This is a genomic window from Thiothrix eikelboomii, assembly GCF_900167255.1.
GTDB lineage: Bacteria > Pseudomonadota > Gammaproteobacteria > Thiotrichales > Thiotrichaceae > Thiolinea > Thiolinea eikelboomii.
The window spans coordinates 12,893-39,308 of sequence record NZ_FUYB01000027.1 but is presented as its reverse complement, the minus strand read 5'-3'; the positions used below and the strand labels follow the sequence as shown (position 1 = coordinate 39,308).

Sequence of the window (26,416 nt, the reverse complement as noted above, 5' to 3'; positions counted from 1 at the left end):
AACACTCACAACACTCACAACACTCACAACACTCACAACACTCACAACACTCACAACACTCACAACACTCACAACACTCACAACACTCACAACACCAGAAAAATAAACCCTTATTTCATAAAAAACAAAGTGTTATAAATATTTCCAGCAAGGCAGAGTCTTTGATTTGTTGTGAATGTTGTGAATTTGTTGTGAAAAATCACAACACATAAAATCAATGACTTAGCATAAATTATCAATAACTTAAGATACTTGTTGTGAATGTTGTGATTTTTGCGTGTGCACGCCTAATGATAAGCACAAAAAAGCCGGAACGTGTCCGGCCTTGGTGATCGTGGTTAGGTGGCTTAGGCTTGGCGAAAAGTTAGGACATTGCTGCTTGCTTGCCCGTGGATAATCTCGCTTAGTTTACGCTCCCATGCTTCCATTGCCTGCTGTTTCTCTTTGGCGTAGTCGTTACGGTCATAGATACCACCGACTGAACTATCTATGTGATTAGCTACCTTGTCCTGTACCAAGCGGCTGAACCCTAGGCAGGATATGCCAGTAATACAGGTTCGCCGTAAATCGTGAGGGGTTGGCTTTGGCTCAGATTCCCACTCGATACTTGATTCTTTCATCGCTTTGGGAAGTGACGCAGAATCTTTTGCCGCCCCTTTCCCGTTGATCAACAAGTAGCCCTTGCGACTATGGGGGCGCAACTCGTCAATAATTTGCTTAGCCATTTCACACAGAAACACAGTATGCGGTAGTGAGTTCTTAGAGTCTGGCAGTAGCCACCAATCGCCTTGGATGTGCTCCTCTCGTATAGAGCAAACTTCATCCACGCGCTGCCCAGTGATTAAGGCCAGCTTCAAGGCGCTGTTAGTTGCGAAGTCACACTTATTTGAATGCAACCAGTGCCAGAACAATTTGATTTCATTATCAGATAGGACTCGATTCCTAGATTCTTCGGTTAACCGCTTAATGCCCGTGACGGGGTTCAGTTCCACTAGCCCGCGCTCTAAAGCGAAAGCAAAGTATTTAGACAGTAAGGATAACAGCCGATTTCGTGCCACCATCGCGCCCGCGTCCTCTTTCCTATCTAGCAGTGCGATAACATGTGCACGCTTCACAGCGTCGATTCTGAGGCTACCTAGTGCGGGGATAACATCCGCTTTCAGTTGGCGGTCATCTTCTAACCATGATTTCTTTTTCGGTTTGGCGTAACGCTGGATATACGTCTCTGCAAAGTCTTTGACTGTGGGGACTGCATGAACAGATTGTGTTTTCAGATCACGTTCAAGCTTTGGATTCCTGCCAGCTTTCACTTGGGATACTAAGCTAGCGTGCTCTTTGCGAGCATCAGACAAGCTCAGGTCATCTACTGCCCCAATCGTGTATTCAAAGGGTTTTCCGTTGATTTTGTAGCGGTACAAATAGGATTTGTGCCCTGCCCTAGTCACTCGGACTTTTAGGCCATTCCCATCTAAATAATCCGTGTAGGGTTTGCCCTCTTTGTTCTTCAGAGATTTGATAGCTAAAGCAGTCAGTGACATTTCATCTATACCCCTATCTATACCTTTTGAGTGTGAAAAGTAGCGTACAGCTGGAAACAGATATGAACAATAGAACGGCCTGAAGCCTTATGTAGCAAGGTGTTTAGAAAACACAGGTGAACAGGTAAAAACACTATATGAACTGACTTGTAATCAGTAGGTCCTCAGTTCGATTCCGAGTGCCGGCACCAATTCAAAAGCCTTGTAAATGAATAGTTTACAGGGCTTTTTGCTTTCTGGGGTTTGGCGCAGAATTTCTGACCACATTTTGTGCTCGGCAGGTGTCGGATTTTTCCGGTTGACCCGTGCCAATGCAATAAGACGGTCATGATAGGGTTGATAAGGGCGACTTTTCATACGCCAAAGCTAGCAAAAGAACAACTTGAACCTCAAATTAAACCACCCAGAGGCACACTACCCTCTTACTTCGCTCCTGATAAGGGGGGGGTGGGAAGGGTTTCTTCTGCGTGCCTGATAAGGGGAGGCTGAGAGAGGTTTCCTGATTTACGGAAAACGATAGCAATGCTATCACTAAGCCATCAAGATCAGCAGGAGGTGACAACAATGGCTAATCTCATTGTAAGAAACATCAGCGATGAAATCGCTCAAGCATTAAAGATACACGCCAGTCACCTGGGGATCAGCGCCGAAGCCGCCCACCGTCAAATTCTGGAACAGGTACTGATGCGCCCCAAAAAGAAAAGCTTCCTTGACCTGTTGAAAGAGATGCCGAATGTCGGCAGAGACAGCGACTTTGAGCGGATTCAGAATGATGCAGCACCCGAAGTGTTTAGCTGATGTATTTACTGGATACGAATGTTATCAGCGAACTACGCAAAAAAGAGCGGATGAATCCCGGTGTGGCGCGGTTTGTAACACAAGCCCAAGAACAGGGTTCTGTCTGTTATCTAAGTGTGATTACGCTAGGTGAGTTACGCCAGGGTGTTGACCTGATTTACCATCGTGGTGATCAGGAGCAAGTCAGCCTACTGGAAGGCTGGTTAACAACGGTACTTGAGGGGTACAGCAACCCATTTGATGAAAACAATTAAATGAGCGAATAGACCGAATTTGAAAAGGGAGTGGTTATTGCATTCATTGGTATCACTGCATACAATGAATACATTTCGTATCAATCGGAGGCTTTTCTCATGGCCATGCTAACCATTCGGAATATAGATGAGTCGCTGAAAAAGCAACTGCGTATTCAGGCGGCAGAACACGGCTGTTCGATGGAGGAAGAGGTTCGGCGTATCCTGCAACAGGCCATTACAGGGTCAAACCAGCAAAAAGGCTTTGGCAGCCGCATCCACCAAACGGTCATGGACATCAGCGGTTCAGCAGACACGGATTTTGCACTGCCACCGCGCTCTTTACCCCGCGCAATACCTGATTTTTTCAGTGCCGCACCATGATCCTGCTAGACACCAATGTTATCTCCGAGCTGATGAAAACACAGCCGGATGCAGCCGTATTGAATTGGGTGGATGCACAACTGGAGACCGACCTGTTCCTCTGTGCCATCAGCAAAGCTGAAATCGAATGGGGAATCGGTCAATTGGTGGATGGTAAACGCAAGCAGCAGCTTCAGCAGGCAGCGAGTGCCGTATTCGCATTATTCGCAGAACGCTGCCTGACTTACGATTGCACAACAGCATCGCATTACGCCATGATCGCATTGCAAACCCAACAATCAGGTCGCCCAATGAGTGTTGAGGACATGATGCTCGCAGCGATTGCCAGAACACACCATGCCCTACTGGTAACACGCAATATAAAGGACTTTATCGGCTTGCCAGACATGCCGCTGTGTAATCCTTGGGATCACTCAAAAGAATAAGCGAATACACCGAGGTTGAACAACCCTTTCTGCAACAGCTTGCCGCGTTGAGCTGACTGGAATGAGGTAGATAAAATTTTGCCGGATTACCAGGAAAGAAAAGAGTGGCTCAGGAAGCAGGGAGCGGGTTTGAGCTTGTAAAAACCTTGCCAACTAGACAAGTACAAGGCTTTTTGTTTTCAGTCTGGCTAGCCTCAAGCCAACTCAATCAAGACGCGCCCTGCTTCGATTTTAACCGGATAAACTTTTATATCTTCACTTAAAGGCGCGCATATCGCAGTCATCAGAACTCTCCTCTTTAGAGACTTCATGATGGTCTAATCTGCTTTATTCGTCTATAAAGCAAAAATAATAACCTCTATCACTGCTATGAATAATAGACGACTGCTTGGCTCACCCGCTGCTTTTTGCTCCTATTGTTTCGGCGCACCTTGTTCGATCACTGTTTTGGGTAGAGCAAACGCCACCAAATAATCGCCTCGGTCACGGGGATTATGTGGAGCACCCGCCGCATTGACGACAATCACTTCGCGCCCGCTTGCTTGATCCATATAAATCAACGGCGTAGCCTGTCCACCCGTCGGAAGCGCCCCTTTCCATAATTCCTTACCGGTTTCAGTCTCGATAGCACGCAGATAATAATCTTGAGTTCCTGAGATGAAGGTAACGCCCCCTTGAGTTGTTACTGCACCCCCTAGGGTCGGCATACCCACATTGAAGGGAATCCCTAAGCGAATGCCCAAGGGTCCGACCTCTTGGGTCGTACCAACCGGGCGTTGCCAGACCAATTGGCGGGATACCATGTCGATAGCGCTCATCGTGCCATAGGGTGGCTGCATACAAGGTACATACAACGGCGACATGAAATTGTCGACATACATACCATACGGTGTCTTATACATTTTGGAATAAATTCCGTGCGGATCCAGCGAAGGCATCGCGTCAATTTCTTCGCGTGAAGTCAGACGGGTGACAACGGGCATACGTAGGTCATTGACAATTAATAGATTTCGTCCTTGATCAAAAGAAGCACTCCCCCAATTAAAACCACCGTTATTCCCGGGCGACTGCAAGCCTTTTTGGGTACTTGGTGGCGTGAAATCACCTTGATACTGGTATTTCTTAAATAGAATACGGCAATACAGATGATCTAATGGAGTCATCCCCCAAGTCTTGTTCTCAGCCAGCAGTTCTGCACCAATAGCAGGCATACCCACTGAATACGGCTGCGTGGGTGAATAGCGTTCGCCCTCTGCATTACCCGCTGGAACAGGCTGCTCCTTCACCTCGGCAATCGGCTGGCCCGTCCGACGATCCAGCAAGAAAATTTGCCCGCGTTTGGTGATCTGTGCTAATGCTGGAATGGGTAGTGCATTAAACAGGTTGAAATCGATAGAAGCCTACACAGCTAAACTTACGTCGTGATAAGGTTTAAATGTTAATAGACAGAAATCTTTTCAACTCCTTAAGCGCACTACCCTGGAATGATGTCCCCATTAGCACTAGGAAGATCCATTAAAGTTGGTTGTGCCGGTATATCATAATCCCATAGATCGTGATGCACCGTCTGATACTTCCAAAGCTCGCGCCCAGTGGCTAAATCTAAGGCTACGATAGAGGAAGAGTAGGCATCATCAAACGGGCGGCGTGTCCCGCCCCAATAATCTGGGGTAGCATTGCCTAGTGGCAGATACAAGGCACCTAGCTTGAGGTCAAAAGCCATTGGTGCCCATACATTAGGCGTACCACGAGTATAGGTTTCACCGGGCGGCGGCAGAGTGGTGATCGCGGGATTACCTAAATCCCAAGCCCAGCTCAATTCCCCGGTGGCTGCATTAAAAGCACGCACGACCCCCGATGGCTCGCCCTCACCGTAATTGTCTGCAATCCACCCACCCAACACGATTTTGTCGCCTGCGAGCATCGCACCACTGGTGGCCATATAAAAACCGGCCTGTACCTCACCCATGCCTTGTTTTAAATCGACGACACCTTGATTACCAAAAGTTTCACACAGTTGACCATTATCAGCACGCACCGCCAGCATCCGGGCATCAATCGTCGCCATGATGATACGTGGCCCACAGGCATCACCTGTTCCCGGATCATAATAAGCCACACTTCGACAACGATTCCAAAAGGGTGAAGAGGCTTGCGGATTATATTGCCAAAGAATCTTGCCACTCGATCCATTCACTGCGGTTAAAATATTAGTTGGCGAACAATGATAAAGAACACCCTTCACATAAGTGGGTGTGTTCTGGTTTTCGTTGGTCATTTTTTGAATATCGCCATGTCGAGCTGTCCAAATGACTTCGAGTTTATCAACATTAGCTGGGGTGATTTGATCAAACGGAGCATAGCGATTACCCTCCCCTGTCCGACCATAAGAGAGCCAGTTGTTGCCCGTCTCAGTGGTCACTTCAGAAATCTTGCCTAGTGTCAATGGCACTGGGTTATAGATCAGCCCATGCGGTTGCAACATGGTCACCAACCAAATCACCAAAATGGTGGCCAGCGCCAAGCCACCCCACCGTGAAACTTGCCTAACACGCATCGGGGGTTGTGGGTCACGAAACAACGGTACCAGCAATAAAATGACACAGGTAACACCCAGTAAAGCAGCGACACGTGGCACCATAGCCCAGAAATCTAAACTGGTTTCCCAGACCGCCCAGAACAGGGATATACCAAAAAAAACCAGATAGAGCCAAACACCTTGGATCTTACCTCGATACATCCATCCACCTGCGACGAGGTTAGCCAGACCCGCTAATAGGTAATACCAAGAGCCGCCCAAGACTACAAGGTAAATACCCCCGCCGACTAACCAAAGCCCACAGGCTATTAGAAAAATAGCGAATAGACGCAAAACAAGGCTTACTTTAATGGTACGATGAGGTGAATACATAATTTTCATCCAATGAAATAACACCACGGTGACAATACGCCCGCCATACCGTTTAAGAAAATACGGTTTGATAGACACTCGGTCGGCAATATAGCTCTCTTATTGTTTTTAGTTCAGCTTGGCCGAAACATCAAGCGTAAGATAATTATAAACTATCCATAACAGCCGTTATTTGAGTTGTTTTTAGTTTCAACTGATACTCATTTCATGTCGGGTTTTAGAGAGCAAGCTGCCAATGCAATCACCCGCGAGCAACAAAGCTTTAGAGCTATATCGTTTAGAAAAATTGGCTCAAGAAGCACAGGTGCAGATGGTAGCTGAACGCTTAGGTAGCTCAATTCTATCGGCACTCTCTCATGATATTCTTACTCCTCCGCTTTATGCTTTTCGAGAGGCTTTTTGATAATAAAAGCGAAGGTGAGGTATTAGCTTTACCAGCGCTCGCTCAACGCCATAGCCGCCGCACTTTTCCAAACATGATGCAAACAAACCATCGCTTTGCTTGGCATCGTTGCACTGCCTTATTTTATGGCGATGCCATCCTCACTCCCGCTATTTCAGTACTCTCTGCTGTTGAGGGGATTAGTGTAGCCACGCCTCAATTTGAACACTGGATTATACCCATTACTCTCAGTATTTTAGTCAGCCTATTTTTAGTTCAGCGTTATGGCACTACTAAATAGGTAAACTATTTGGACCGATTACTTTAGTCTGGTTTATTAGCTTAGCGGCTTTGGGAATAGTGAGTATTCTGCAAAATACTGAAGCTCTAAAAGCACTTAACCCATTCTATGCTCTACAATTTACGCTAGCTCATCCAGTCGCCACTTTTGTACTTTTATCGGCTATCTTTTTAGCTTTAAAAGGTGGTTTGATTTTCATTTTACTCAGCACTTGGAAAAAAGGCAGCGAATTAGTGATTGAGGAGCGCCGTAAAATCAATATGACTTGGCGCAAATTTGTTAGTGAAATTTATCCGAGTATTCCACCTATTCCGGGTACAGCCATTTATTTAAGCTCAAGTGCAGATTTAGTGCCAAGCCGCTTATTTTATAATTTTAAGCATTACAAGGTATTGCATGAGCAATTAATCTTCCTGCATGTTGATAATGAAGAAATACCCTATGTGCCTGAGGAGGAACGCTTAAAAGTAGTCGGCGTAGTCGAGCTAGGTACTCAAGTCCGGCTATAAAGCAACTAACCTGCTAGCGCCTTGCTCAAACAAGTGCGCTAGCCCTATCAGGATGCTAATCAGTTAGCCTAACTGTGCAAACAAGACTTCGTAAGGTGGCAAACTCGCCACACCGTCAGTCAAGCTCGCTGAGAACCCATGCCCCTTGAGTGCTGTGAGTGTTAACTCAGCTGGCACAGTAAAGCGTTGGGGGGTAGCACTAAGATTGAAAATGCAAACTAATTGCCCGCGTCTCAAGACTAAAATCGGCTCGGGCGCATCGAAAAACTGACTATCGCCATTCAGCAGATCCGGTTGTTGATGTCGCCAATGCAAGAAGGTTTTAGTCCGTTGTAGAACTGAATCCGCTTGCTGCTGTTGATCGACCGCTAAGGCTTGATGCTGCTCAGGAATCGGCAACCAAGGCTTTACGCCCGCTGCACTAAAGCCTGCATTAGCCTCGGTAGCACTCCAAGGAATCGGTGTCCGACAACCATCCCGCCCTTTAAATTCTGGCCAGAAACGAATACCGAAAGGATCTTGTAAATCCTCAAAAGCTAGCTCTGCTTCAGGCAAGCCCAACTCCTCACCCTCATAGAAACAAGAGCTACCGCGTAAGCTGGTTAAAATCGCCGTGAGTAACGGAGCAGCTTCATGCCCGACTCCCCAACGAGTCACTGCACGTGCAATATCATGATTCGAGAAGGCCCAGCAAGACCAGCCACCTTGCATCGCCTCCATACGCTCCACAACCCGGCGAATATGCCCTGCATTAAACTCTTTAGTCATAAAGTCAAAGCTATAGGCCATGTGAATCCGTTTGCCGCTTTCGGTGTATTCAGCGATACGGGTGTACATATCCGTCACCGCCCCTAATTCACCAACTGAGGTCACCGCAGGATAGTCATTTAAGACTTGGCGGAAACGCTCTAAAAACTGCAGGTTTTCAGGACGAGTAATATTATACAGTGGCTCTTGCAGGGTATATGGATTAGATTCATCCACTCCATTCACGCGCTTATTGCCAATGGGCGGATTATCCCGCAGCGCTTGATCATGTACATACATATTCACCGTATCAAGACGGAAGCCATCGACACCTAAATCCAGCCAAAAACGAACCATCTCCAATAAAGCGTCCTGCACTTGGGAATTATGGAAATTCAGATCCGGCTGACTGGTAAGAAAGTTATGCAAATAATACTGTCGCCGCCGCGTGTCCCATTCCCAAGCAGAGCCACCAAAAAGCGAAAACCAATTATTCGGCGGTGTCCCATCCAGTTTCGGCTCTGCCCAAACATACCAGTCCGCTTTCTCATTGCTGCGGCTGCTACGACTCTCAATAAACCAAGGGTGCCGATCCGAAGTATGCGAGAGCACCAAATCAATCAAAACACGCACACCCAAGTCATGGGCTTTAGTAAGTAATTGCTTAAAATCAGCTAATGAGCCAAACAAAGGATCAACATCTCGATAATCCGAGACATCGTAGCCAAAATCCTTCATCGGTGAAGTAAAAAAGGGCGAAATCCAAATCGCGTCCACGCCAAGATCAGCAATATAATCCAGCTTTTCGATAATACCGGGTAGATCACCGACTCCATCACCGTTAGTATCTTTATATGAACGTGGGTAAATCTGATAAATGACTGCGCCCTTCCACCAGTCACTCTCTCCACCTAACTGTAAATAATTTTGAATTTGCATGATAAGCACCCTTCTCCGAGTTGCATGTGTATAGACTGGAAGCTAAATTTTAACAGCTATTAAAGCATAAACTCAAAGCGCTTTGAACGATCAAATGTTTACCTTAAGGTAAAGCCACTATTCCAGCCCATGCTTATTCGATAGAATCAAACTTTACCAGCTTGAAGTAAAGACCCGTCCCCTCATGAGCCTAAAAGAGCTATCGCTACGCCTTGGATTATCGCAAACGACCGTGAGTCGTGCCCTCAATGGCTATCCTGAGGTCAGCGAGCGTACTCGTCAGCGGGTTATGCAATTAGCAAGGGAAATGAACTATCGACCGAATCCGAGTGCCAAGTCATTAGCCACTGGGCGTACTGAGCATATCGGTATTGTACTACCGATTGAAAAGAACTTATTTGTTGAACCTCTTTTTGGTGAGTATTTAGCAGGCGTCGCACAGTTTTTAGCAGAATCCGATATGGATGTGACGGTGATCCCCACTCCCTTAAGCCAAGAACAAAAAGTCTATGAGCAATTAGCGATGTCTGGGCGGGTGGATGGCTTACTCATTAGTAGCCCTGCCGTGGTTGACTCACGAGTTGCCAGTTTAGCTGCCACCAACCTACCCTTTGTTTTGCATGGGCGTACTCAATGTGAACACCCCTATTCTTATTGTGATATTGATAATCAGGGCGCTTTTGCCAAAGCCACCCGCTTATTAATCGAATTAGGGCATCAGCGCATTGGCTTGATTAATGACGAATGTAGTTTAAATTATGCCAATGATCGTTATTTAGGCTATAAGCTGGCGTTAGAGCAATATGGAATTCCGTATGACCCTAGTTTATGCACTCAAGGCGGGATGACGGAGGAATATGGCTTTAATGCAGTGGCTCAATTGCTGATGCATCGTCCTCGTCCTAGTGCTTTTTTAGTCAGCAATATGATTTTTGCTTTAGGCGCGATGCGCGCTTTGCGACAGCATGGTTTAGAGCCGGGGCATGATATTGCGCTCATTGCCCATGATGATCATATTCCTTATTTGCAAGCTGATAAATTTGACCCTCCACTGACCACGACTAGCTCACCGATTCGCAGAGCGGGTTATGAAATTACCCAAATGCTGCATCGAGAAATTGAAATGCGTAGTCAAAACCAAGCTAAACAATGTAAAGTTCTAGAGGTCGATCTGGTGATTCGTGGTTCGACACGAATTCGTAAAGTTTAACTAACAAAAATTTAACCCTTGCGCTGCTTGCTTATCTAATGCATTCAAAGCGCTTTGGGTATAGTATTTGGCTTAAAATAATTATAAAAACGACTCATACCCTATACCATTAACTGTATTACAAGGAGCATGCTATGAATGAATGGTGGCGTGGAGCGGTCACTTATCAAATTTACCCTCGATCTTTTCAAGACTCTAATCAGGATGGCATCGGTGATTTAGCCGGGATTACTGAGCGCTTGCCCTATATTGCTGATTTAGGGGTAGATGCTATTTGGCTTTCCCCTATTTTCACTTCACCCATGCTAGACATGGGTTATGATGTTTCAAACTATACTGATATTGATCCAACTTTCGGCACACTGGCCGATTTCGATCAACTGATTGCACGTGCACATGAGTTAGGTTTAAAAGTCATTATTGACCAAGTATTGTCGCACTCCAGTTCTGAACATCCGTTCTTTAAAGAAAGTCGCCAAAACCGCCATAACCCTAAAGCTGACTGGTATGTTTGGGCTGACCCACAACATGATGGCTCACCCCCGAATAATTGGCTGTCTGTTTTTGGAGGGGGTGCTTGGCAATGGGATTCACGCCGACATCAATACTATTTGCATAATTTTCTGGTCGAGCAACCTGATTTTAATTTCCATAATACGGAAGTACAAGATTGGCTCTTGTCCACGATGCGTTTTTGGTTAGAACGTGGTGTTGATGGCTTCCGCTTAGATACGGTGAATTTTTATTTCCATGATGCGCTGCTGCGTAACGATCCTGCGGATTTCCGGCGGAAAGAAAAGCCCGAATGGAATCCTTACAGTATGCAATACCATATTTTCTCGAAAAACCAGCCAGAAAATTTAGCCTTTTTAGAACGGATGCGTGCCTTATTGGATGAATTTGAGGCTCGCACGATGGTAGGGGAAATGGGTGAAGATCACCATCCGATTCGGATGATGGGTGAATACACCTCGGGTCAACGTTTACATATGTGCTATTCGTTTGAAATGTTGAAAGATCCATTCAGTGCCAACCATTTCCGTAAGCTGGTTGAAGAGTTTTATACTGGCGCACCCCACGGCTGGCCTTGCTGGGCTTTTTCGAACCATGATGTGGCACGCCATACAACTCGTTGGCAACAGTATGGTGTTAGCAACGAAGCACTCGCTAAACAAGCAGCAGCACTCTTACTGTCTTTACAAGGTTCGATCTGCATTTATGAAGGTGAGGAATTAGGGCAAACCGAATCAGATTTAGACTATAGTGAGTTGACTGATCCTCAAGGCTTACGCTTCTGGCCAGAAAACAAAGGCCGCGATGGCTGCCGGACACCGATGGTTTGGGATGCTGCACAGCCACATGCAGGGTTTAGCACCGCTAAACCTTGGCTACCTGTGAAACCTGAGCAAGCAGCGCGCAGTGTAGCCGGGCAAGTGAATGATCCTGATTCAGTGCTTAATTTTTATAAGCGGATGCTGCGTCTGCGCCAATCCAGTGCAACCCTTAAATATGGAGCAACGCGCTTCTTAGAGACTGCAGAGCCTATTCTCGCCCTGATCCGGGGGGATGATCTGTTATGTGTGTTTAATCTGTCGGCGACCCAGCAACAACTTAAACTAAGCGGTCAACTGACCGAAGTCTTAGCCGAGCGAGCAGAGCTAACAGCAGGTGAATTACACTTAGCGGGCAATGGTTTTGCTTTCTTTCAACTAGCAGATAAGGTATCTGTCAATAGCTGACAGATACCAACTACAAAAGACGGTAAGCCTAACGCATAGGCTTACCGTTTGCATCAAAGCGATGCAAATTATGGGTCTCTGGACGAATGCCTACCTTAGCTCCAATCTCATAAGAGGCTGTTCCATCTTCGCGCACAATCATTGGCTCAGTACCGCCAATATCCACGAATATGTAATTATCAGAGCCTAGATTTTCATAATGCACGACTTCGCCTCGCCAAACTGGATTAGTGTTATCAATATCCAAGTGCTCAGAGCGTATCCCCAAAGTAGTACAATTGAATTGCTCAGCGAACTTACCCGTGAGGAAATTCATCTTTGGTGAACCAATAAAGCCTGCAACAAATACAGAATTGGGGCTAGCATACAGCTCGGCGGGAGTACCTACCTGCTCAACCAAACCATCACGCAGCACACAAATTCGATCCGCTAAAGTCATCGCCTCAACCTGATCATGGGTGACATAAATCATGGTCGCTTTATTCATGTCATGATGCAGTTTGGCGATTTCCAAACGAGTTTGCACCCGCAAAGCTGCGTCCAAATTGGACAGCGGTTCATCGAACAAGAATACCCGTGGATCACGCACAATCGCCCGTCCAATCGCCACCCGCTGACGTTGACCTCCCGATAATTGCTTAGGTAAGCGATCCAGCAAATGGTCAATTTGTAGCATTTTCGCGGCTTTTTCGACACGAATCCGAATATCTTCCGGGGTAGTATTCGCTAACTTCATCCCAAACGCCATATTGTCATAGACGTTCATATGCGGATATAAAGCATAGGATTGGAACACCATAGCAATACCGCGTTTAGACGGTGCGAGGTGATTAACTCGCTCTCCATCAAACAGCATATCCCCAGAGGTAATATCCTCTAAGCCAGAAATCAGGCGCAATAAAGTTGATTTCCCACAACCTGATGGACCCACGAATACCATGAATTCGCCACTACGAATATCTAGATTGACACCCTTGATTACATCAAAGGCACCATAGGATTTACGTACATTTTTTAATTCAATCCGAGCCATTTCAATACTCCTCCTTTAGCCTTTAACGCCACCAGCCGTTAAACCAGCAACAATCTTACGTTGGAAAATCAGTACCATAATAATAATAGGCACTGTTACCAAGACCGATGCCGCCATAATAATGCCCCAAGGGGTTTCATATTGCGTCGCACCTGATAATAAGCCAATCGCTACCGGCACAGTACGTGTCTCATTCGAAGAGGTAAACGTTAAAGCAAATAAAAACTCATTCCATGCACCAATGAATGCCAACAAACCCGTAGTGACTAAGGCTGGCCACATTAAAGGCAAAAAGACTTTCACAATAATTTGCCAAGGTGTCGCACCATCGACAATCGCGGCCTCTTCAATCTCAATTGGCAAATCACGCATAAAGGTCGTCAGCACCCAAACCGTAAAAGGCAAAGTGAAAATGGTATAAGACAGAATTAAAGCCCAAGGCGTGTTGTAAATACCGATAAACCGGATCATTTCAAACAAGCCAGACAACACCGCAATTTGTGGGAACATAGAAACCGCTAAAATAGTCATCAGCAATAAACCCCGTCCACGGAATCTCACCCGCGCCAAGGCATAAGAGGCAGTGACAGCCATTAACAAAGCTAAAATAACGGTCATCGTGGCAATAAAGACTGAGTTTAAGATATTACGGGGAAACTCACCTTGCTCAAAAACAGCATAGTAGTTATTTAAACTGAAAGAGGTTGGCCAGTAATTGACTTCAAATAAAGCTGTACCCGTTTTGAAACTCGTGATGACTGCATAGTAAAAGGGGAAGACTGAAGCGACCACAATCACTAAGACCAGTAAATAAAACGCTATTTTCTTAACGATTTTCATTTTTTATCTCCACCTAGATCAACTTTACCTAGCCAGATATAAAGAATCACGAACAAAGCGATGAAGGTAAACAATAGCGTTGACTGAGCTGAGCCATAGGCAAACTTATCAAACTCAATCATATTCTCACGACTGATAATCGACATCGTTTTGGTTGCTGAAGAGTTAGGCGTTAATACATAAATCAAATCGAAAATACGTAAGGCATCTAACATACGGAAGATAATCGCAACCATTAAAGCCGGTTTCACCAAAGGTAAAGTGATTTTAAAGAACACTTTAATCGGATGCACCCCATCAATTTTGGAAGCTTCATACACATCCTTCGGAACCATTTGCAGACCTGCTAAACACAGCAGAGCCATAAAAGGTGTCGTCTTCCAAATATCGACCACAAGCACTGCAAACATGGCGGTATCCGCATTAGCGGTCCAAGCGATTTTTTGAGAGATAATGCCCATATTCATCAATACATCATTGACAATACCGAACTGGTCATTGAGCATCCAGCTCCACATTTTTGCAGAAACGATGGTAGGAATCGCCCAAGGAATTAAGATCGCCGCCCGAACTAGGCCACGGCCTTTGAACTCTGCATTAAGCACTAAGGCTACCATCATACCTAAAATGGCTTCCAAAGTGACCGAAACGACGGCGAAACGTACCGTATTCCAAACGGCATTCCACCAAGCAGGATCGACTAGAGTACCTTTAAAAATGGTACGACCGGATGGCAGAGTCCGCCAGCTTAAATAATTATCAAAACCTATCCACTGACCCGCATATAAATTGGTCAATGAAGTATCGGTAAAACTAAAGTAAATAGAACGAAATAAAGGATAAGCAGCAACAAAAACCAAAGCTGCGATCATGGGTATTAAAAACCACATGGCCGCACGAATACGTTGAGATTGTAACTCTGCTCTACCTGAAGATGTGACTGCATGAGGGGTCATGAGGTTATCTCCTGAGGTGATGCTAAGGTGGTGCTTTAAAAAAGGGTAACAACATCGGCTGTTACCCTTTCGACTTAACGCCTGAGGCTATTGGCGCTCAGGGTTTGGAGGAGAACTTACCAACCTTTACCTTGTAATTCGGTTAAATCAGCCTCAAGAACCTCAAGATTCTCAGCAGCGGTACCTTTACCTGATAAAGTCTCATGCACGGCTGACCAGAACTTAGAAGATACTTCGTTATACTTCACTTTAGTCGGCGCAGAGGGGCGTGGTACTGCTTGTAAGAATACATCTTTCCAACGTGGAATAATTGGCTGCTTTTCTTTAATGTCTGCATCATCGTACAGCGACATGACCGTTGGCAGTTTAGAACCAATTAAAGCATTTTGCTTTTGGGTTTCAGTAGATGCTAAGAACTTAACTAAGGCAATCGCTGCCTCTTTATTTTTAGCATATTTAGATACCGCTAAATTCCAACCACCTAAAGTTGCAGCCGATTTGTCGTTGTCACCCCCAGTTGGTAAAGTGGTTACGTCAAACTTACCTTTAACTTTACTGTCATCAGCTTCACCTAAGCCATAAGCATAAGGCCAGTTCCGCATAAAGACTGCATTGCCCGTTTGCCAAACACCACGAGCTTCTTCTTCACCGTAAGACAAAACGCCCGGAGGAGAAATCGTATTTACCCATGACTTGGCTAAATCAACCGCAGCGACTGCTTTTGGATTATTAATCGAGATTTTGCCATCTGGCTCAACGATTTGACCACCACCGAAAGATTTAACCCACTCTAGCGCATTACAGGTTAAACCTTCATAAGCATTACCCTGCCATACAAAGCCCCATAAGTCTTTACTGCCTTCTGCACGCTCAGCTTCTTGAACTTTTTTGGCCGTTTCGGTCAGCTCTTCCCAAGTTTTAGGTACACTGAGCTTATGCTTTTCCAGCAGGTCTTTGCGATAATATAAAGCTGGTGCGTCAGTAAACAGTGGCATAGCGACTAGTTTACCGTTAACGGTTTGAGACTCAACGATGGATGGGAAATGGTCTTTGATGACGTCTTTAGTGGCTTCTGTCAAATCTTCGAAGTTATCAGCTAACTGTGGTGCCCAAATAACATCCGTCTGATACACATCAACATCGGCATTACCTGCCGATAGCCACAAACGATATTGCGCGAACTGATCGGTTGTAGAAGATGGCATCGGTACTACTTTGACAGTATTACCTGTTTCTTTTTCCCAAGGCTTGACGAGTTCTTTAAAGACTTCGATGTCTTTACCGACCGCACCAGAAACAAAATTGACTTCTACTGCATACGCAGAAATTGAAGTCATTGAAGCTGCCATTATTGACAGCAGAATGGCTTGCTTAATAGGATTACGCATTAAGGTCATGATCTATCTCCTCCAAGAAATCAACAACACATAGAAAATAAACTAACTGGGCGCTTTAGTATTTATCAAAATCATCCAAAGCGCTTTGAATTTTTACAAAAATACACCTGTCACAGCAGAAAAGCAATTCCTTGTTGCTGGTTTTATGCAAAGAAATGCTTTTTACTCAATTCAGGCTGCCAGCGCTAAACTGGAGCCTTGACCACCTTTAGTGAGCTTCAGCTAAGCTACGTAGATATTGAAATAACTCTCGACTACTTTTCGGAGGCTTATTCGTCGCTTGCTCTTTACGTGCATTTCGAATCAAACCACGGATATGTTGCATATCTAGCGCTGGATAAGCTTCCAGTAATTCACCAAGCGCTGCATCATCCACTAACAGTTGATCGCGCCAGCGCTCCAAACGATGGAATACCGCTAAATGTGCACGACTGCTAAACTCCCACTCTGCAAATTTGGCTTGAATCGGCGCTAGCTCGACTTGACGCATCAGTTTGCCAATGTATTGCTTCTGGCGGCGTAAAGCACCGTGATTATTCAACCGCTTAGCCTCCAACACAGCATCCACTAAACGCTCAGGCAAATCCAGTTGAGCGAGTTGCTCGGGGCGTAAATCAATCAGCTGCTCACCTAAAGCCTGAGCCTCTTCTGCCTCACGTTTATCGTGGGTACGACTTACATAATCATCATCTTCATCGACTGGGTGGTAATAACCTGCCATCTATGCCTACCTGCTGAAATTCAATGATGCTAATGAATTTACGCTAAAAAAACAAAAAGATTCCGAATGAATGACTAATACACCTAGCTTTCTAATCCAGTTAACAATAACACTGAAACTGTGCAGTTAGAGATGCCAAGCTCAGTGGCTGTATAAACAAGCATAGCCCCATGACCTCCACCCTGAAACGTTCCGCTTCATTCACCTGTTTGCTGGCATGGGTGGATTCCGGCTAGGATTTGAGCAAGCTTGCCATGCATAAGGCATCACACCCAACGGTGTATTCACTTCCGAAATCAAACCGCATGCTATCAAGGTTTATGCTGATAACTTTCCTAATAGCCCTATTCATGGCGACATCACCCAGATTCCGGCTGAGGAAATCCCTGATTTTGATGTCCTGTTAGCAGGATTCCCTTGCCAAGCCTTCAGCTATGCAGGTAAACGCCAAGTTTATGCAATAAGCTGTAATTGGTAACAAGGTTGATTTCGTGGCTCGATATCAGTAGTTGTTTCTAGTGAAGCCTTTCCAAGAAACGCTTCAGAAATCAAACGTTCTACAATGGTGGCAACCGTAGCAACCGGCACCGTATTCCCCAACAGGTCATGCGCTAACGCATCTTTCACGTTTAATTGGAAGTTATCTGGGAAGCCAAACAGACGGCATTGTTCAACTAAGGTGAGTTTGCGCAAGCCATTCCCATCCGGTACCGCCAGCCTATTTAGGTCAGTGGCAACCAAGGTCGGTGTAATTGTGTTAGGGTCAAGAACCTTATTAATTTCGTAACTCAATTTGCCCGCGACAATATTATAACCCTTGGCAATATCGGTGCGGTACTGGCGCACTTTTTTAGTCGTACCATTCTCCGTGATAGCTACCAAATCCTTGGGATGCTCGTACTTCAAGTAGTTCTTATGCACCAAGTCATTGAGCATGGCTTGCAAGTCGGGATGATCATAAAATGTGCTAATTTCCGCCACGGTTAGCGGCATCCCATCCATCCATGTAATGCCTTTACCGATGGCCCATTTTTTATTACGGCGATAGAGCAAAATCAGGTTAAGTAGTTTAATTTGCTCAGCGGAGACTTCACCTTTTAAGCCAATATCCCAGCTATGGATGTTTTCCTTGCCACCGCGTTTGTCCTTAATGGACTTACCGTGCAGTTCATCTAACTTGAAATGTGACAGCAATAGCCGCGAGAGTTTGGTATCAAGGCAAGTTTTGCCGGTCTCTAATATATCCTGTAAAACTGTTTTCTTTTTGGGGAATTGGCTGAGGTTGATCGTTTGGTTTTTTGTGCCAACGATAAAAATACGTTTGCGTGTTTGTGCCAACCCAAAGTCTTTGGCATCCAGTACTTGCCAACTGACGTAGTAATCAAGCTGTTTGAGTTTTTCTAGGATAATGCTCAAAGTCCGCCCAATCGGTTCGGCTCGACTAGCACGGTCATGTACAACCAACCCTTCAACATTTTCCAAGATAAAGGCAGAGGGTTGCTTGGCTGCTAGAATCCGTTCAACCTCAAAAAATAAAGTACCACGGGTATCCGCAAAGCCTTGGCGTTTACCCGCATAGCTGAAGGCTTGGCAAGGGAATCCTGCTAACAGGACATCAAAATCAGGGATGTCCTCAGCCGGAATCTGGGTGATGTCGCCATGAATGAGGCTATTGGGGAAGTTGTCGGCGTAAACCTTAATCGCATGCGGTTTGATTTCTGAGGTGAATACGCAATCTGCATGGATTCCTTGTGCGGCACAGGCATTTTCAAAACCAAGGCGGAATCCTCCCATACCTGCAAACAGATCAATGAAACGGAGCATATGTAGCTGATTTCATGCGTGTTGGTATCCTTGGTTGCTGAAATTACCTAAGAGGATAATAACATTTTTGTAAGGCCGGCTCCAGTCACTCCTTAATCAATCAGGCAAACTATAAACCAGCCTGACATAGGAGCCTATAAGCAAACACGCGATGATTTGCATCTAGCCTGTCAGGATGAGTTAATAAGGCACGGTTATAAGCATCGAAATTTGCCAAATCAAATCTTACCTGTCCTGAAGAACCTTTGACTTTTTGTGCTAATAACAAGCTGACAATTTCATCAATAGATGACATTCACAGTTCCTCTATATAAAAAGCAGAAAAACAAAAAGCCCCATTTGGGGCTTTTTGCTTATACAACAACAGGAGCTACCTAGCCGCGAACCTTACCGATTCGATGCAACATTTCCATCTGTGCCTTCGCTGCTTCCAGCTCAGCCTGAATCGCTTCGTAATCAAGATCAGCAGGATCTTTGCCTTGCAGCGCATCATGTGCACGTTTCATTGCATCTTGGGCAGCTTGTGCATCCAAATCTTCTGCACGCATACCCGTATCCGCGAGTACAGTGATTAGAGTTGGCTGCACTTCTAGCACACCGCCAGAGACAAACAACGAGGTCGTGCCTTCGGCCGTGGTGTATTTCAGCTCACCTGCACGTAACTTCGAGATCAATTGAGTGTGTTTAGGATAAATCCCTAAATCACCCATCGAACCCGGAGCAATCACCTTTTCGACCGTACCGGAGAAAAGTTTTTGCTCAGCAGTTACTACGTCTAATTGGATTGTCGATGCCATCATGCCCTCCTATTAGAACTTTTTGGCCTTCTCGACCGCTTCCTCAATTGAACCCACCATATAGAAGGCGTTTTCTGGTAAGTGGTCATACTCACCGTTCAGGATGCCTTTGAAGCTGGCCAAAGTTTCTTTCAGCGTAACGTATTTACCCGGAGAACCTGTGAACACTTCAGCGACGAAGAACGGTTGTGACAAGAAACGTTGGATACGACGAGCGCGACCCACCACTTTCTTATCATCTTCAGACAATTCATCCATACCAAGAATGGCGATAATGTCTTTCAGTTCTTTATAACGTTGCAGGATACCCTGAACACCACGCGCAGTCTCATAATGCTCTTTACCAACCACGAGTGGGTCTAACATCCGTGAAGTAGAGTCCAAAGGATCTACCGCTGGATAAATACCCAATTCAGCGATGTTACGAGACAAAACGAGAGTCGCGTCCAAGTGAGCGAAGGTGGTCGCTGGAGACGGGTCAGTTAAGTCGTCCGCAGGTACATAGACCGCTTGGAAAGAAGTGATCGAGCCATTTTTGGTCGAAGTGATCCGTTCTTGCAGAACGCCCATCTCTTCCGCCAGAGTAGGCTGATAACCTACCGCAGAGGGCATACGACCTAACAGCGCAGATACTTCAGTACCCGCCAAGGTGTAACGGTAGATATTGTCAACGAACATCAAAACGTCACGGCCTTCATCACGGAAATATTCCGCCATCGTCAAACCCGTTAAGGCGACCCGTAAACGGTTGCCCGGTGGTTCATTCATCTGACCATAAACCAGCGCTACTTTGTCGATAACGCCGCCTTCAGTCATTTCGTGATAGAAGTCATTCCCTTCCCGAGTCCGCTCACCGACACCTGCGAACACCGACAGACCGGAGTGTTGCTTCGCGATGTTATTGATCAGCTCCATCAGGGTAACGGTTTTACCAACACCCGCACCACCGAATAAACCGATTTTACCACCCTTGGCAATAGGCATAATCAAGTCGATAACTTTAATGCCTGTTTCAAGAATGTCGATGCCACCTGCTTGATCTGCATACGCAGGTGGAGCACGGTGAATAGGCCACTTTTCTTCGTGAGCCACATCACCCATTTTATCAATGGGTCGACCCAAGACATCCATCACACGCCCTAAAGTACCGTGACCGACTGGTACGGAGATAGGAGCGCCTGTATTGGAAACCTTCATACCACGCTTGATGCCGTCAGAAGCGCCCATCGCAATCGTGCGCACAATGCCATCACCCAACTGTTGTTGGACTTCCAGAGTCAGACCCTGGTCGGCTACTGTCAACGCATCGTAAACAGCTGGCACAGCACTACGTGGAAACTCCACGTCGACAACCGCGCCGATAACCTCAACGATACTTCCAGTACTCATTGATAGTACCTCTTAAAAAATGATAATTCCGTAAACAGCATTAGACAGCCGCTGCACCACCGACGATCTCAGAGATCTCCTGCGTAATCGCAGCCTGACGCGCTTTGTTGTACACCAATTTCAAATCATTGATCATCTTACCCGCGTTGTCAGAGGCGCTCTTCATCGCCACCATCCGCGCTGCCATTTCACAAGCAACGTTTTCAACAACACCTTGATAAATCAAGGATTCAATATAGCGTTGCATCAAGGCGTCAATGACCCCTTTTGACTCCGGCTCGTAAATATAGTCCCAATAGTGACTCATGGCTTCGTCTTTAATCGGCGCGATGGGGATGAGCTGAGTCACCTGTGGTCGCTGCGTCATGCTATTGACGAATTCATTTTCCACCATATACAGACGATCAATACGGCCTTCGGCATAAGCATCGAGCATGACCTTAATCGTACCTACCATGTCCGCAATTTTTGGAGCATCGCCCATATGAGTCTTCTGGGCCGCTAAACCATAACGGCGGAACGCATTCGCTGCTTTATTACCAAACACAGCCAGATCAACTTCGACCCCCTGTGCTTTCCATTTAGCAATATCTTGCAGCGCAGTCTTAAACAAGTTGACATTCAAGCCACCACACAAACCACGGTCAGTGGAGATAATGATGTAGCCCACTCGCTTTACTGTTGGACGTTCAAGCGTATAAGGATGCTTATACTCCAAATGCCCATTCGCTACGTGACCAACCACGGCACGCATTTTTTGGGCATACGGACGGCTAGCATTCATGCGGTCTTGTGCACGACGCATCTTTGATGCCGCAACCATTTCCATCGCTTTGGTGATCTTCCGAGTGTTTTGAATACTCTTGATCTGTGTGCGTATTTCTTTAGCACCTGCCATGGGACTTACCTCCCATTACCAAGTGTTAGTGGACTTGAAAGTTTCAAGAGCCTTACGCATAGCGCCTGCGATTTCATCGTTGTAGTCACCTTTTGCATTAATCTTATCCAGAAGTTCTTTCTGGGAAGAACGCAAGTAACTCAACATAGCCGCTTCAAAATCAACAATTTTCTTCGCATCCACATCATCCAAGAAGCCTTCATTGGCTGCGAATAAGGAGAAAGCCATTTCAGCAACTGATAAGGGTGCAAACTGTGGCTGCTTCATCAGCTCAGTGACCCGTTGACCGCGTGCTAATTGTTTACGTGTACCCTCGTCAAGATCAGAGGCAAACTGCGAGAACGCAGCCAACTCACGATACTGAGCGAGGTCAAGACGTACACCACCACCGAGCTTCTTGATGATCTTGGTTTGAGCAGAACCACCTACCCGTGATACCGACAAACCTGCGTTGATCGCAGGGCGGATACCCGCGTTGAACAAGTCAGTTTCCAAGAAGATCTGACCGTCAGTAATCGAGATTACGTTGGTCGGAACGAAGGCAGACACGTCACCCGCTTGGGTTTCGATGATCGGTAAGGCAGTCAAAGAACCTGTTTTACCAACAACCGCACCTTTAGTGTACTCTTCAACATAAGCGGCGTTAACGCGAGACGCACGTTCTAATAAGCGTGAGTGCAGATAGAATACGTCCCCTGGGTAAGCTTCACGACCCGGTGGACGACGCAGCAACAAGGATACTTGACGATAAGCCCAAGCTTGCTTGGTTAAGTCATCGTATACAATCAGTGCATCTTCACCCCGATCACGGAAGTATTCGCCCATCGAGCAACCCGAGTAAGGCGCAAGGTATTGCATAGACGCAGGGTCAGATGCAGTCGCTGCGACTACAGTGGTGTACTCCATTGCACCGTGCTCTTCCAGCTTACGGACGACATTCGCGACCGTAGAAGCTTTCTGACCAATCGCAACGTAAATACATTTTACGTCTTTGCCCTTTTGGTTGATGATGGTGTCAACCGCGACTGCAGTTTTACCAGTTTGACGGTCACCGATAATCAACTCACGCTGACCACGACCCACAGGCACCATTGCATCTAAAGCTTTGATACCCGTTTGCAGCGGTTGGTCAACCGATTTACGATCAATAACGCCCGGAGCAATTTGTTCAACAGCTGAGTAGCCGTCATGCTCTAAAGGACCTTTGCCATCAATGGGCGAGCCTAATGAGTCGACAACACGACCTAACAGGCCACGACCCACTGGAACCTCTAAAATACGCCCCGTACATTTTACCGTGTCGCCCTCAGTGATACCCTTATAATCACCTAAAACGACCGCGCCGACAGAATCACGCTCTAAGTTCAGCGCAAGACCAAATGCGCCATTAGAGAATTCAATCATCTCACCAGACATTACGTCGCCTAAACCATGCAGGCGCACGATACCGTCTGTTACAGAGACAACAGTACCCTCAGTCCGTGCTTCAGCGCTCGCCTCGAAGCTGCTAATGCGCTTCTTAATCAGCTCACTGATTTCAGTTGGGTTAAGTTGCATGTGCTATTCCTCTAGTTAGGCTTGGCTTAGCGTGCCAAAGCCGCCTTCATATCTTTCAGCCTGCTTTGGATAGAGCCGTCAATAACTAAATCACCTGCGCGGATAATCGCGCCCCCCATTAAAGCGGGATCAATTTTAGTCACTAACTTAACTTCACGTCCTAAGCGTTTCTGGAGCGCCGCAGCAATAGCTTGCTGCTGGTCATCAGTCATTTCCATCGCAGAGGTAATTTCCGCATCAACCGCCCCTTCTGCTTCTGCTTTGAATTGCTCAAAGAGAACCGCAATTTCTGGCAATAATGCGAAACGATCATTATCTGCTAAGACCTTAAGCAAATTCCTGCCTTGGTCATCAATCGCAGAACCTGCGATATCAGCAAAGGCTTGAGCTTTTTGCTCTTTGGTCATACGAGGATGACTCAGCAAGGAAGCTGAACCTTCTGCCGCGACGACCGCAGACATAGCTGCTAGCTGTGCCGACCATTGCGGCAAAGTACCAGCGTCCTGCCCCATCTCAAATACCGCTTTGGCATAAGGACGGGCAGCGGTTGTCAATTCAGACATGGTTCACCACCTTAAATTTGCGCGGTCAGCTCATCCAATGCTTTAGCATGGGCTTTAGCATTGATTTCTTTACCTAGAATTTTCTCAGCACCAGCCAGAGCCAGTGAAGAAACCTGTTGACGTAAGCCCTCACGAGCACGAGATACCTCTTGCTCTAATTCAGCTTGAGCAGCCGCTTTGACGCGGTTTGCTTCCTCAACAGCCGCATTCTTGGCTTCATCAACGATTTCGCCAGCACGCTTTTGCGCTTGGGAAATAATTTCGGCAGCCTCCACCTTCGCTTGCTTTAGCTCATCAGCCATCTTTTGACGAGCGGCTTCTTGCTCTTGCTGACCTTTCTCAGCAGCGGCAAGACCTTCAGCAACTTTCTGGCGACGCTTATCCAGAACCTCGTTAATAGGTCCCCACATATACTTGTTGACCAACCAGATCATGATCGAAAACGCCAAGACCTGGGCAATCAATGTCAGAGTAATGTTCACGTTACCTTTCTCCTGCTTTTAAATTAAAGCCACCGTTAACACGGGGTTTCAACACACTATACTTGGCTTACATAGCCCCGATAGCAGAAGCAGCAGCACCAACGAATGGGTTTGCGAACAAGAACCACATAGCGAACGCTAAGATAATGAATGGGAATGACTCCATCAGACCAGCGAAAATGAACATATTAGTCATTAATTGAGGACGTAGTTCAGGTTGACGTGCGATACCTTCCAAAGTTTTCGCGCAAATCAAACCCCAACCAATCGCAGAGCCTAAACCTGCCGCCGCGAGGATCACGCCAACACCTACAGCGGTGTATGCATAGATCATTGCAATCAGTTCAGCATTCATTTTCCAGTCTCCTAAAAATTACCAAAGTTAAATTAAAATCAAAAAATCTAAACAACTTGTAAAAGCCAGATGGTCAATCTAATCAATTCTGATCAATGATCATCTGCTGTGGCATCTGCCATTCCTAAGTAAACAATTGTCAACACCATGAAAATAAAGGCTTGCAAAGTGATGACTAATAAGTGGAATAACAGCCATGCTAAATCCAACAATACTTGCATAGGGAACCAAATAAACAAGCCAAAACTGAAGCCTGCCCCTAGGGTCAATAATGCAATTAACAAGAATACCAACTCACCTGCGAATAAATTACCGAATAACCGCAGGCCAAGGCTAAGTGGCTTAGCTAATTCTTCAATCGTGGTCATTACGATATTGACGGGAATAAAGAATTTTCCAAATGGGTGGAATAAGAACATCTTCAAATAACCCATAGGACCTTTGCTTTTGAAGTTATAAGCAAGGATGAGTACGAAGACGCAGAGCGCTAAACCTAAAGTGGTATCTAAGTTAGTAGTAGGCACAACTTTCAGATAAACATGACTAGGATCAGCACCAAAGAGGCCTAAGATACCTGTCCATAAGGAAGGTAAAAGATCCACTGGCAGTAAGTCCATCGCATTCATGGCCAATACCCAAACGAAGACCGTTAAAGCTAAGGGGCCAATTAGTTTGTCTGGATGTGGAAAAACGTTTTTAATTTGGTCATTCACAAACTCTACCACCATTTCGGCGACACTTTGGAGTTTGCTTGGATTGTCCAAACTCAGATTTTCGCCAATTTTCTTAGCGATAAAGATCAATAATCCGCCGAGCAACGCACTAAAGATAATGACATCGAGATGTAGCACATTAAAGTCTGCGATAGACTTCGGCTGGCTAGTACTCCAGTTTGTCAAATGGTGCTGAATATACGCGACGGGATCAGCTGCTTGCGCACTTTCGCTCACACTTTTACCCCATGACCAAAGTTAATAAACTTGTTTCTGCTTTCATACCTGTTCCGCCTTACGGCTAGGACCGAGCGCGAAAGCATAACCTAGTTGCGTCACAATGAAAGAGCCTATTAGTGGTATCGGCGTCAATTTCAACAGGCCTAAGCCAATCACTAAAGCAACTAGAACGAAAACGAAGCGTCCGACCGCACTTAGGTATAGCAACATCATGCTACGTTTTGGGTCAAAGTTGGCGTCTCCTCCTACTTTACCCATGCGCCGAGACAATAAAAATGTATTAGCTAGAGCAATTGCACCGCCATAGAGTGCAGGCAACACCGCCCGTTCGCCTTGTAGGTAGAAAGCAATAGCAGCACACACTACTATCAGAACGAATTGTATGGTCAGTATGTTGCGCATCTGCATCTCAGGAGGGGGAATTTATCCCCTTGATTTCCAAATCCCGACGGGAGTATAAATACATACTAATATACGGTCAACTCTTGATCGTAAAACCAAGCCCACTGGCCTACCCGTTGAGAGTGGTCTAGTC

General features: G+C 46.0%; 29 protein-coding genes and 1 pseudogene. 10 read left to right on the top strand and 20 right to left on the bottom strand.

Annotated elements, in window-relative coordinates; genetic code table 11:
- Positions 1–347: 347 nt before the first annotated feature.
- A complete protein-coding gene (locus B5D50_RS18435; protein WP_078924132.1) occupies positions 348–1,538 on the bottom strand; it encodes a tyrosine-type recombinase/integrase in 1,191 nt (396 codons plus the stop codon).
- Between the two features lie 564 nt (positions 1,539–2,102).
- Between B5D50_RS18435 and B5D50_RS18420 the strand changes: the two genes are divergently transcribed.
- The 4 genes from B5D50_RS18420 to B5D50_RS18405 all read left to right on the top strand — a co-directional run bounded on the left by B5D50_RS18420 (position 2,103) and on the right by B5D50_RS18405 (position 3,378).
- On the top strand, positions 2,103–2,336 hold the full coding sequence (locus tag B5D50_RS18420; RefSeq protein ID WP_078924130.1) for a FitA-like ribbon-helix-helix domain-containing protein: 234 nt from the start codon (positions 2,103–2,105) through the stop codon (positions 2,334–2,336).
- Entirely contained in the window at positions 2,336–2,590 is a 255-nt protein-coding gene (locus B5D50_RS18415) for a PIN domain-containing protein (RefSeq protein ID WP_078924129.1), read from the top strand. The genes B5D50_RS18420 and B5D50_RS18415 overlap by 1 nt, the downstream gene beginning before the upstream one ends.
- A gap of 99 nt (positions 2,591–2,689) precedes the next feature.
- Positions 2,690–2,953: a FitA-like ribbon-helix-helix domain-containing protein gene (locus tag B5D50_RS18410; RefSeq protein ID WP_078924128.1), complete on the top strand. Its 264-nt coding sequence runs from the start codon at positions 2,690–2,692 to the stop codon at positions 2,951–2,953.
- Positions 2,950–3,378, top strand: a complete 429-nt coding sequence (locus B5D50_RS18405) for a type II toxin-antitoxin system VapC family toxin (RefSeq protein WP_078924127.1) — start codon at positions 2,950–2,952, stop codon at positions 3,376–3,378. Before B5D50_RS18410 ends, B5D50_RS18405 begins: the two co-directional genes overlap by 4 nt.
- Positions 3,379–3,791: 413 nt before the next feature.
- Here the strand turns inward: B5D50_RS18405 and B5D50_RS18400 are convergent, their stop codons facing one another.
- A complete protein-coding gene (locus B5D50_RS18400) occupies positions 3,792–4,742 on the bottom strand; it encodes a PQQ-binding-like beta-propeller repeat protein (protein WP_456119739.1) in 951 nt (316 codons plus the stop codon).
- Between the two features lie 110 nt (positions 4,743–4,852).
- A complete protein-coding gene (locus tag B5D50_RS18395) occupies positions 4,853–6,367 on the bottom strand; it encodes a PQQ-binding-like beta-propeller repeat protein (RefSeq protein WP_078924125.1) in 1,515 nt (504 codons plus the stop codon).
- A gap of 157 nt (positions 6,368–6,524) precedes the next feature.
- Between B5D50_RS18395 and B5D50_RS20410 the strand changes: the two genes are divergently transcribed.
- The 3 genes and pseudogenes from B5D50_RS20410 (at position 6,525) to B5D50_RS20810 (ending at position 7,481) form a co-directional block, all read left to right on the top strand.
- The gene (locus B5D50_RS20410) at positions 6,525–6,692 is read left to right on the top strand and encodes a hypothetical protein (RefSeq protein WP_159448681.1); all 168 of its coding nucleotides are present in this window, start codon (positions 6,525–6,527) and stop codon (positions 6,690–6,692) included.
- Positions 6,646–7,100, top strand: a pseudogene (locus B5D50_RS20690) (KUP/HAK/KT family potassium transporter); the annotation flags it as partial. The gene B5D50_RS20410 and the pseudogene B5D50_RS20690, both read left to right, overlap by 47 nt.
- A gap of 132 nt (positions 7,101–7,232) precedes the next feature.
- Positions 7,233–7,481: a KUP/HAK/KT family potassium transporter gene (locus B5D50_RS20810; protein ID WP_407701262.1), complete on the top strand. Its 249-nt coding sequence runs from the start codon at positions 7,233–7,235 to the stop codon at positions 7,479–7,481.
- Positions 7,482–7,544: 63 nt separating this feature from the next.
- Here the strand turns inward: B5D50_RS20810 and B5D50_RS18385 are convergent, their stop codons facing one another.
- The gene (locus B5D50_RS18385; RefSeq protein ID WP_078924124.1) at positions 7,545–9,167 is read right to left on the bottom strand and encodes an alpha-amylase family glycosyl hydrolase; all 1,623 of its coding nucleotides are present in this window, start codon (positions 9,165–9,167) and stop codon (positions 7,545–7,547) included.
- 184 nt (positions 9,168–9,351) lie between these two features.
- Between B5D50_RS18385 and B5D50_RS18380 the strand changes: the two genes are divergently transcribed.
- Positions 9,352–10,377 (top strand): LacI family DNA-binding transcriptional regulator, encoded by a 1,026-nt coding sequence (locus tag B5D50_RS18380; RefSeq protein WP_078924123.1) that lies wholly within the window; start codon positions 9,352–9,354, stop codon positions 10,375–10,377.
- Between the two features lie 134 nt (positions 10,378–10,511).
- Positions 10,512–12,116: an alpha-glucosidase gene (locus B5D50_RS18375; protein ID WP_078924122.1), complete on the top strand. Its 1,605-nt coding sequence runs from the start codon at positions 10,512–10,514 to the stop codon at positions 12,114–12,116.
- A 28-nt stretch (positions 12,117–12,144) separates the two neighbouring features.
- Here the strand turns inward: B5D50_RS18375 and B5D50_RS18370 are convergent, their stop codons facing one another.
- The 5 genes from B5D50_RS18370 to yjgA all read right to left on the bottom strand — a co-directional run bounded on the left by B5D50_RS18370 (position 12,145) and on the right by yjgA (position 17,063).
- Positions 12,145–13,149 carry an ABC transporter ATP-binding protein gene (locus B5D50_RS18370; RefSeq protein ID WP_078924121.1) on the bottom strand — a complete coding sequence of 335 codons (1,005 nt, stop codon included), beginning with the start codon at positions 13,147–13,149 and terminating at the stop codon, positions 12,145–12,147.
- Between the two features lie 15 nt (positions 13,150–13,164).
- The gene (locus B5D50_RS18365) at positions 13,165–13,989 is read right to left on the bottom strand and encodes a carbohydrate ABC transporter permease (RefSeq protein ID WP_078924120.1); all 825 of its coding nucleotides are present in this window, start codon (positions 13,987–13,989) and stop codon (positions 13,165–13,167) included.
- The gene (locus B5D50_RS18360; RefSeq protein WP_078924119.1) at positions 13,986–14,945 is read right to left on the bottom strand and encodes a carbohydrate ABC transporter permease; all 960 of its coding nucleotides are present in this window, start codon (positions 14,943–14,945) and stop codon (positions 13,986–13,988) included. Before B5D50_RS18360 ends, B5D50_RS18365 begins: the two co-directional genes overlap by 4 nt.
- A 116-nt stretch (positions 14,946–15,061) precedes the next feature.
- Positions 15,062–16,342: an ABC transporter substrate-binding protein gene (locus B5D50_RS18355; RefSeq protein ID WP_078924118.1), complete on the bottom strand. Its 1,281-nt coding sequence runs from the start codon at positions 16,340–16,342 to the stop codon at positions 15,062–15,064.
- A gap of 208 nt (positions 16,343–16,550) precedes the next feature.
- Positions 16,551–17,063, bottom strand: coding sequence for a ribosome biogenesis factor YjgA (gene yjgA, locus B5D50_RS18350; protein ID WP_078924117.1), 513 nt, complete (start codon positions 17,061–17,063; stop codon positions 16,551–16,553).
- A gap of 265 nt (positions 17,064–17,328) precedes the next feature.
- On the opposite strand from yjgA, the gene B5D50_RS20680 reads away from it, so the two are divergent.
- Positions 17,329–17,541, top strand: a complete 213-nt coding sequence (locus tag B5D50_RS20680) for a DNA cytosine methyltransferase (RefSeq protein ID WP_268807824.1) — start codon at positions 17,329–17,331, stop codon at positions 17,539–17,541.
- On the opposite strand, the gene dcm is transcribed toward B5D50_RS20680, so the two are convergent.
- The 11 genes from dcm to B5D50_RS18290 form a co-directional block, all read right to left on the bottom strand.
- The gene (gene dcm, locus B5D50_RS18340) at positions 17,517–18,887 is read right to left on the bottom strand and encodes a DNA (cytosine-5-)-methyltransferase (protein WP_078924116.1); all 1,371 of its coding nucleotides are present in this window, start codon (positions 18,885–18,887) and stop codon (positions 17,517–17,519) included. The genes B5D50_RS20680 and dcm overlap by 25 nt on opposite strands.
- A gap of 109 nt (positions 18,888–18,996) precedes the next feature.
- Positions 18,997–19,182 carry a hypothetical protein gene (locus B5D50_RS18335; RefSeq protein WP_078924115.1) on the bottom strand — a complete coding sequence of 62 codons (186 nt, stop codon included), beginning with the start codon at positions 19,180–19,182 and terminating at the stop codon, positions 18,997–18,999.
- Positions 19,183–19,261: 79 nt separating this feature from the next.
- Entirely contained in the window at positions 19,262–19,687 is a 426-nt protein-coding gene (locus B5D50_RS18330) for a F0F1 ATP synthase subunit epsilon (RefSeq protein ID WP_234975931.1), read from the bottom strand.
- 9 nt (positions 19,688–19,696) lie between these two features.
- Positions 19,697–21,073 carry a F0F1 ATP synthase subunit beta gene (atpD, locus tag B5D50_RS18325; RefSeq protein ID WP_078924113.1) on the bottom strand — a complete coding sequence of 459 codons (1,377 nt, stop codon included), beginning with the start codon at positions 21,071–21,073 and terminating at the stop codon, positions 19,697–19,699.
- Positions 21,074–21,113: 40 nt separating this feature from the next.
- A complete protein-coding gene (gene atpG / locus B5D50_RS18320; protein ID WP_078924112.1) occupies positions 21,114–21,971 on the bottom strand; it encodes a F0F1 ATP synthase subunit gamma in 858 nt (285 codons plus the stop codon).
- Positions 21,972–21,986: 15 nt separating this feature from the next.
- The gene (gene atpA / locus B5D50_RS18315; RefSeq protein WP_078924111.1) at positions 21,987–23,528 is read right to left on the bottom strand and encodes a F0F1 ATP synthase subunit alpha; all 1,542 of its coding nucleotides are present in this window, start codon (positions 23,526–23,528) and stop codon (positions 21,987–21,989) included.
- A gap of 26 nt (positions 23,529–23,554) precedes the next feature.
- On the bottom strand, positions 23,555–24,091 hold the full coding sequence (locus B5D50_RS18310) for a F0F1 ATP synthase subunit delta (protein ID WP_078924110.1): 537 nt from the start codon (positions 24,089–24,091) through the stop codon (positions 23,555–23,557).
- 11 nt (positions 24,092–24,102) lie between these two features.
- Complete coding sequence (locus tag B5D50_RS18305) at positions 24,103–24,573, bottom strand: F0F1 ATP synthase subunit B (protein WP_078924109.1); 471 nt, start codon at positions 24,571–24,573, stop codon at positions 24,103–24,105.
- Positions 24,574–24,640: 67 nt separating this feature from the next.
- On the bottom strand, positions 24,641–24,928 hold the full coding sequence (atpE, locus tag B5D50_RS18300) for a F0F1 ATP synthase subunit C (protein ID WP_078924108.1): 288 nt from the start codon (positions 24,926–24,928) through the stop codon (positions 24,641–24,643).
- A 92-nt stretch (positions 24,929–25,020) separates the two neighbouring features.
- On the bottom strand, positions 25,021–25,878 hold the full coding sequence (atpB, locus tag B5D50_RS18295) for a F0F1 ATP synthase subunit A (RefSeq protein WP_078924107.1): 858 nt from the start codon (positions 25,876–25,878) through the stop codon (positions 25,021–25,023).
- Positions 25,879–25,920: 42 nt separating this feature from the next.
- Positions 25,921–26,283 carry an ATP synthase subunit I gene (locus tag B5D50_RS18290; RefSeq protein WP_078924135.1) on the bottom strand — a complete coding sequence of 121 codons (363 nt, stop codon included), beginning with the start codon at positions 26,281–26,283 and terminating at the stop codon, positions 25,921–25,923.
- Positions 26,284–26,416: the final 133 nt, after the last annotated feature.

Bases quoted from the DNA above. Each gene is read 5' to 3' on its own strand.
- B5D50_RS18435 (WP_078924132.1), bottom strand. From the start codon at position 1,538: ATGTCACTGACTGCTTTAGCTATCAAATCTCTGAAGAACAAAGAGGGC.
- B5D50_RS18420 (WP_078924130.1), top strand. From the start codon at position 2,103: ATGGCTAATCTCATTGTAAGAAACATCAGCGATGAAATCGCTCAAGCA.
- B5D50_RS18415 (WP_078924129.1), top strand. From the start codon at position 2,336: ATGTATTTACTGGATACGAATGTTATCAGCGAACTACGCAAAAAAGAG.
- B5D50_RS18410 (WP_078924128.1), top strand. From the start codon at position 2,690: ATGGCCATGCTAACCATTCGGAATATAGATGAGTCGCTGAAAAAGCAA.
- B5D50_RS18405 (WP_078924127.1), top strand. From the start codon at position 2,950: ATGATCCTGCTAGACACCAATGTTATCTCCGAGCTGATGAAAACACAG.
- B5D50_RS20410 (WP_159448681.1), top strand. From the start codon at position 6,525: ATGCAATCACCCGCGAGCAACAAAGCTTTAGAGCTATATCGTTTAGAA.
- B5D50_RS20810 (WP_407701262.1), top strand. From the start codon at position 7,233: ATGACTTGGCGCAAATTTGTTAGTGAAATTTATCCGAGTATTCCACCT.
- B5D50_RS18385 (WP_078924124.1), bottom strand. From the start codon at position 9,167: ATGCAAATTCAAAATTATTTACAGTTAGGTGGAGAGAGTGACTGGTGG.
- B5D50_RS18380 (WP_078924123.1), top strand. From the start codon at position 9,352: ATGAGCCTAAAAGAGCTATCGCTACGCCTTGGATTATCGCAAACGACC.
- B5D50_RS18375 (WP_078924122.1), top strand. From the start codon at position 10,512: ATGAATGAATGGTGGCGTGGAGCGGTCACTTATCAAATTTACCCTCGA.
- B5D50_RS18370 (WP_078924121.1), bottom strand. From the start codon at position 13,149: ATGGCTCGGATTGAATTAAAAAATGTACGTAAATCCTATGGTGCCTTT.
- B5D50_RS18365 (WP_078924120.1), bottom strand. From the start codon at position 13,989: ATGAAAATCGTTAAGAAAATAGCGTTTTATTTACTGGTCTTAGTGATT.
- B5D50_RS18360 (WP_078924119.1), bottom strand. From the start codon at position 14,945: ATGACCCCTCATGCAGTCACATCTTCAGGTAGAGCAGAGTTACAATCT.
- B5D50_RS18355 (WP_078924118.1), bottom strand. From the start codon at position 16,342: ATGACCTTAATGCGTAATCCTATTAAGCAAGCCATTCTGCTGTCAATA.
- yjgA (WP_078924117.1), bottom strand. From the start codon at position 17,063: ATGGCAGGTTATTACCACCCAGTCGATGAAGATGATGATTATGTAAGT.
- dcm (WP_078924116.1), bottom strand. From the start codon at position 18,887: ATGCTCCGTTTCATTGATCTGTTTGCAGGTATGGGAGGATTCCGCCTT.
- B5D50_RS18335 (WP_078924115.1), bottom strand. From the start codon at position 19,182: ATGTCATCTATTGATGAAATTGTCAGCTTGTTATTAGCACAAAAAGTC.
- B5D50_RS18330 (WP_234975931.1), bottom strand. From the start codon at position 19,687: ATGATGGCATCGACAATCCAATTAGACGTAGTAACTGCTGAGCAAAAA.
- atpD (WP_078924113.1), bottom strand. From the start codon at position 21,073: ATGAGTACTGGAAGTATCGTTGAGGTTATCGGCGCGGTTGTCGACGTG.
- atpG (WP_078924112.1), bottom strand. From the start codon at position 21,971: ATGGCAGGTGCTAAAGAAATACGCACACAGATCAAGAGTATTCAAAAC.
- atpA (WP_078924111.1), bottom strand. From the start codon at position 23,528: ATGCAACTTAACCCAACTGAAATCAGTGAGCTGATTAAGAAGCGCATT.
- B5D50_RS18310 (WP_078924110.1), bottom strand. From the start codon at position 24,091: ATGTCTGAATTGACAACCGCTGCCCGTCCTTATGCCAAAGCGGTATTT.
- atpE (WP_078924108.1), bottom strand. From the start codon at position 24,928: ATGAATGCTGAACTGATTGCAATGATCTATGCATACACCGCTGTAGGT.
- B5D50_RS18290 (WP_078924135.1), bottom strand. From the start codon at position 26,283: ATGCGCAACATACTGACCATACAATTCGTTCTGATAGTAGTGTGTGCT.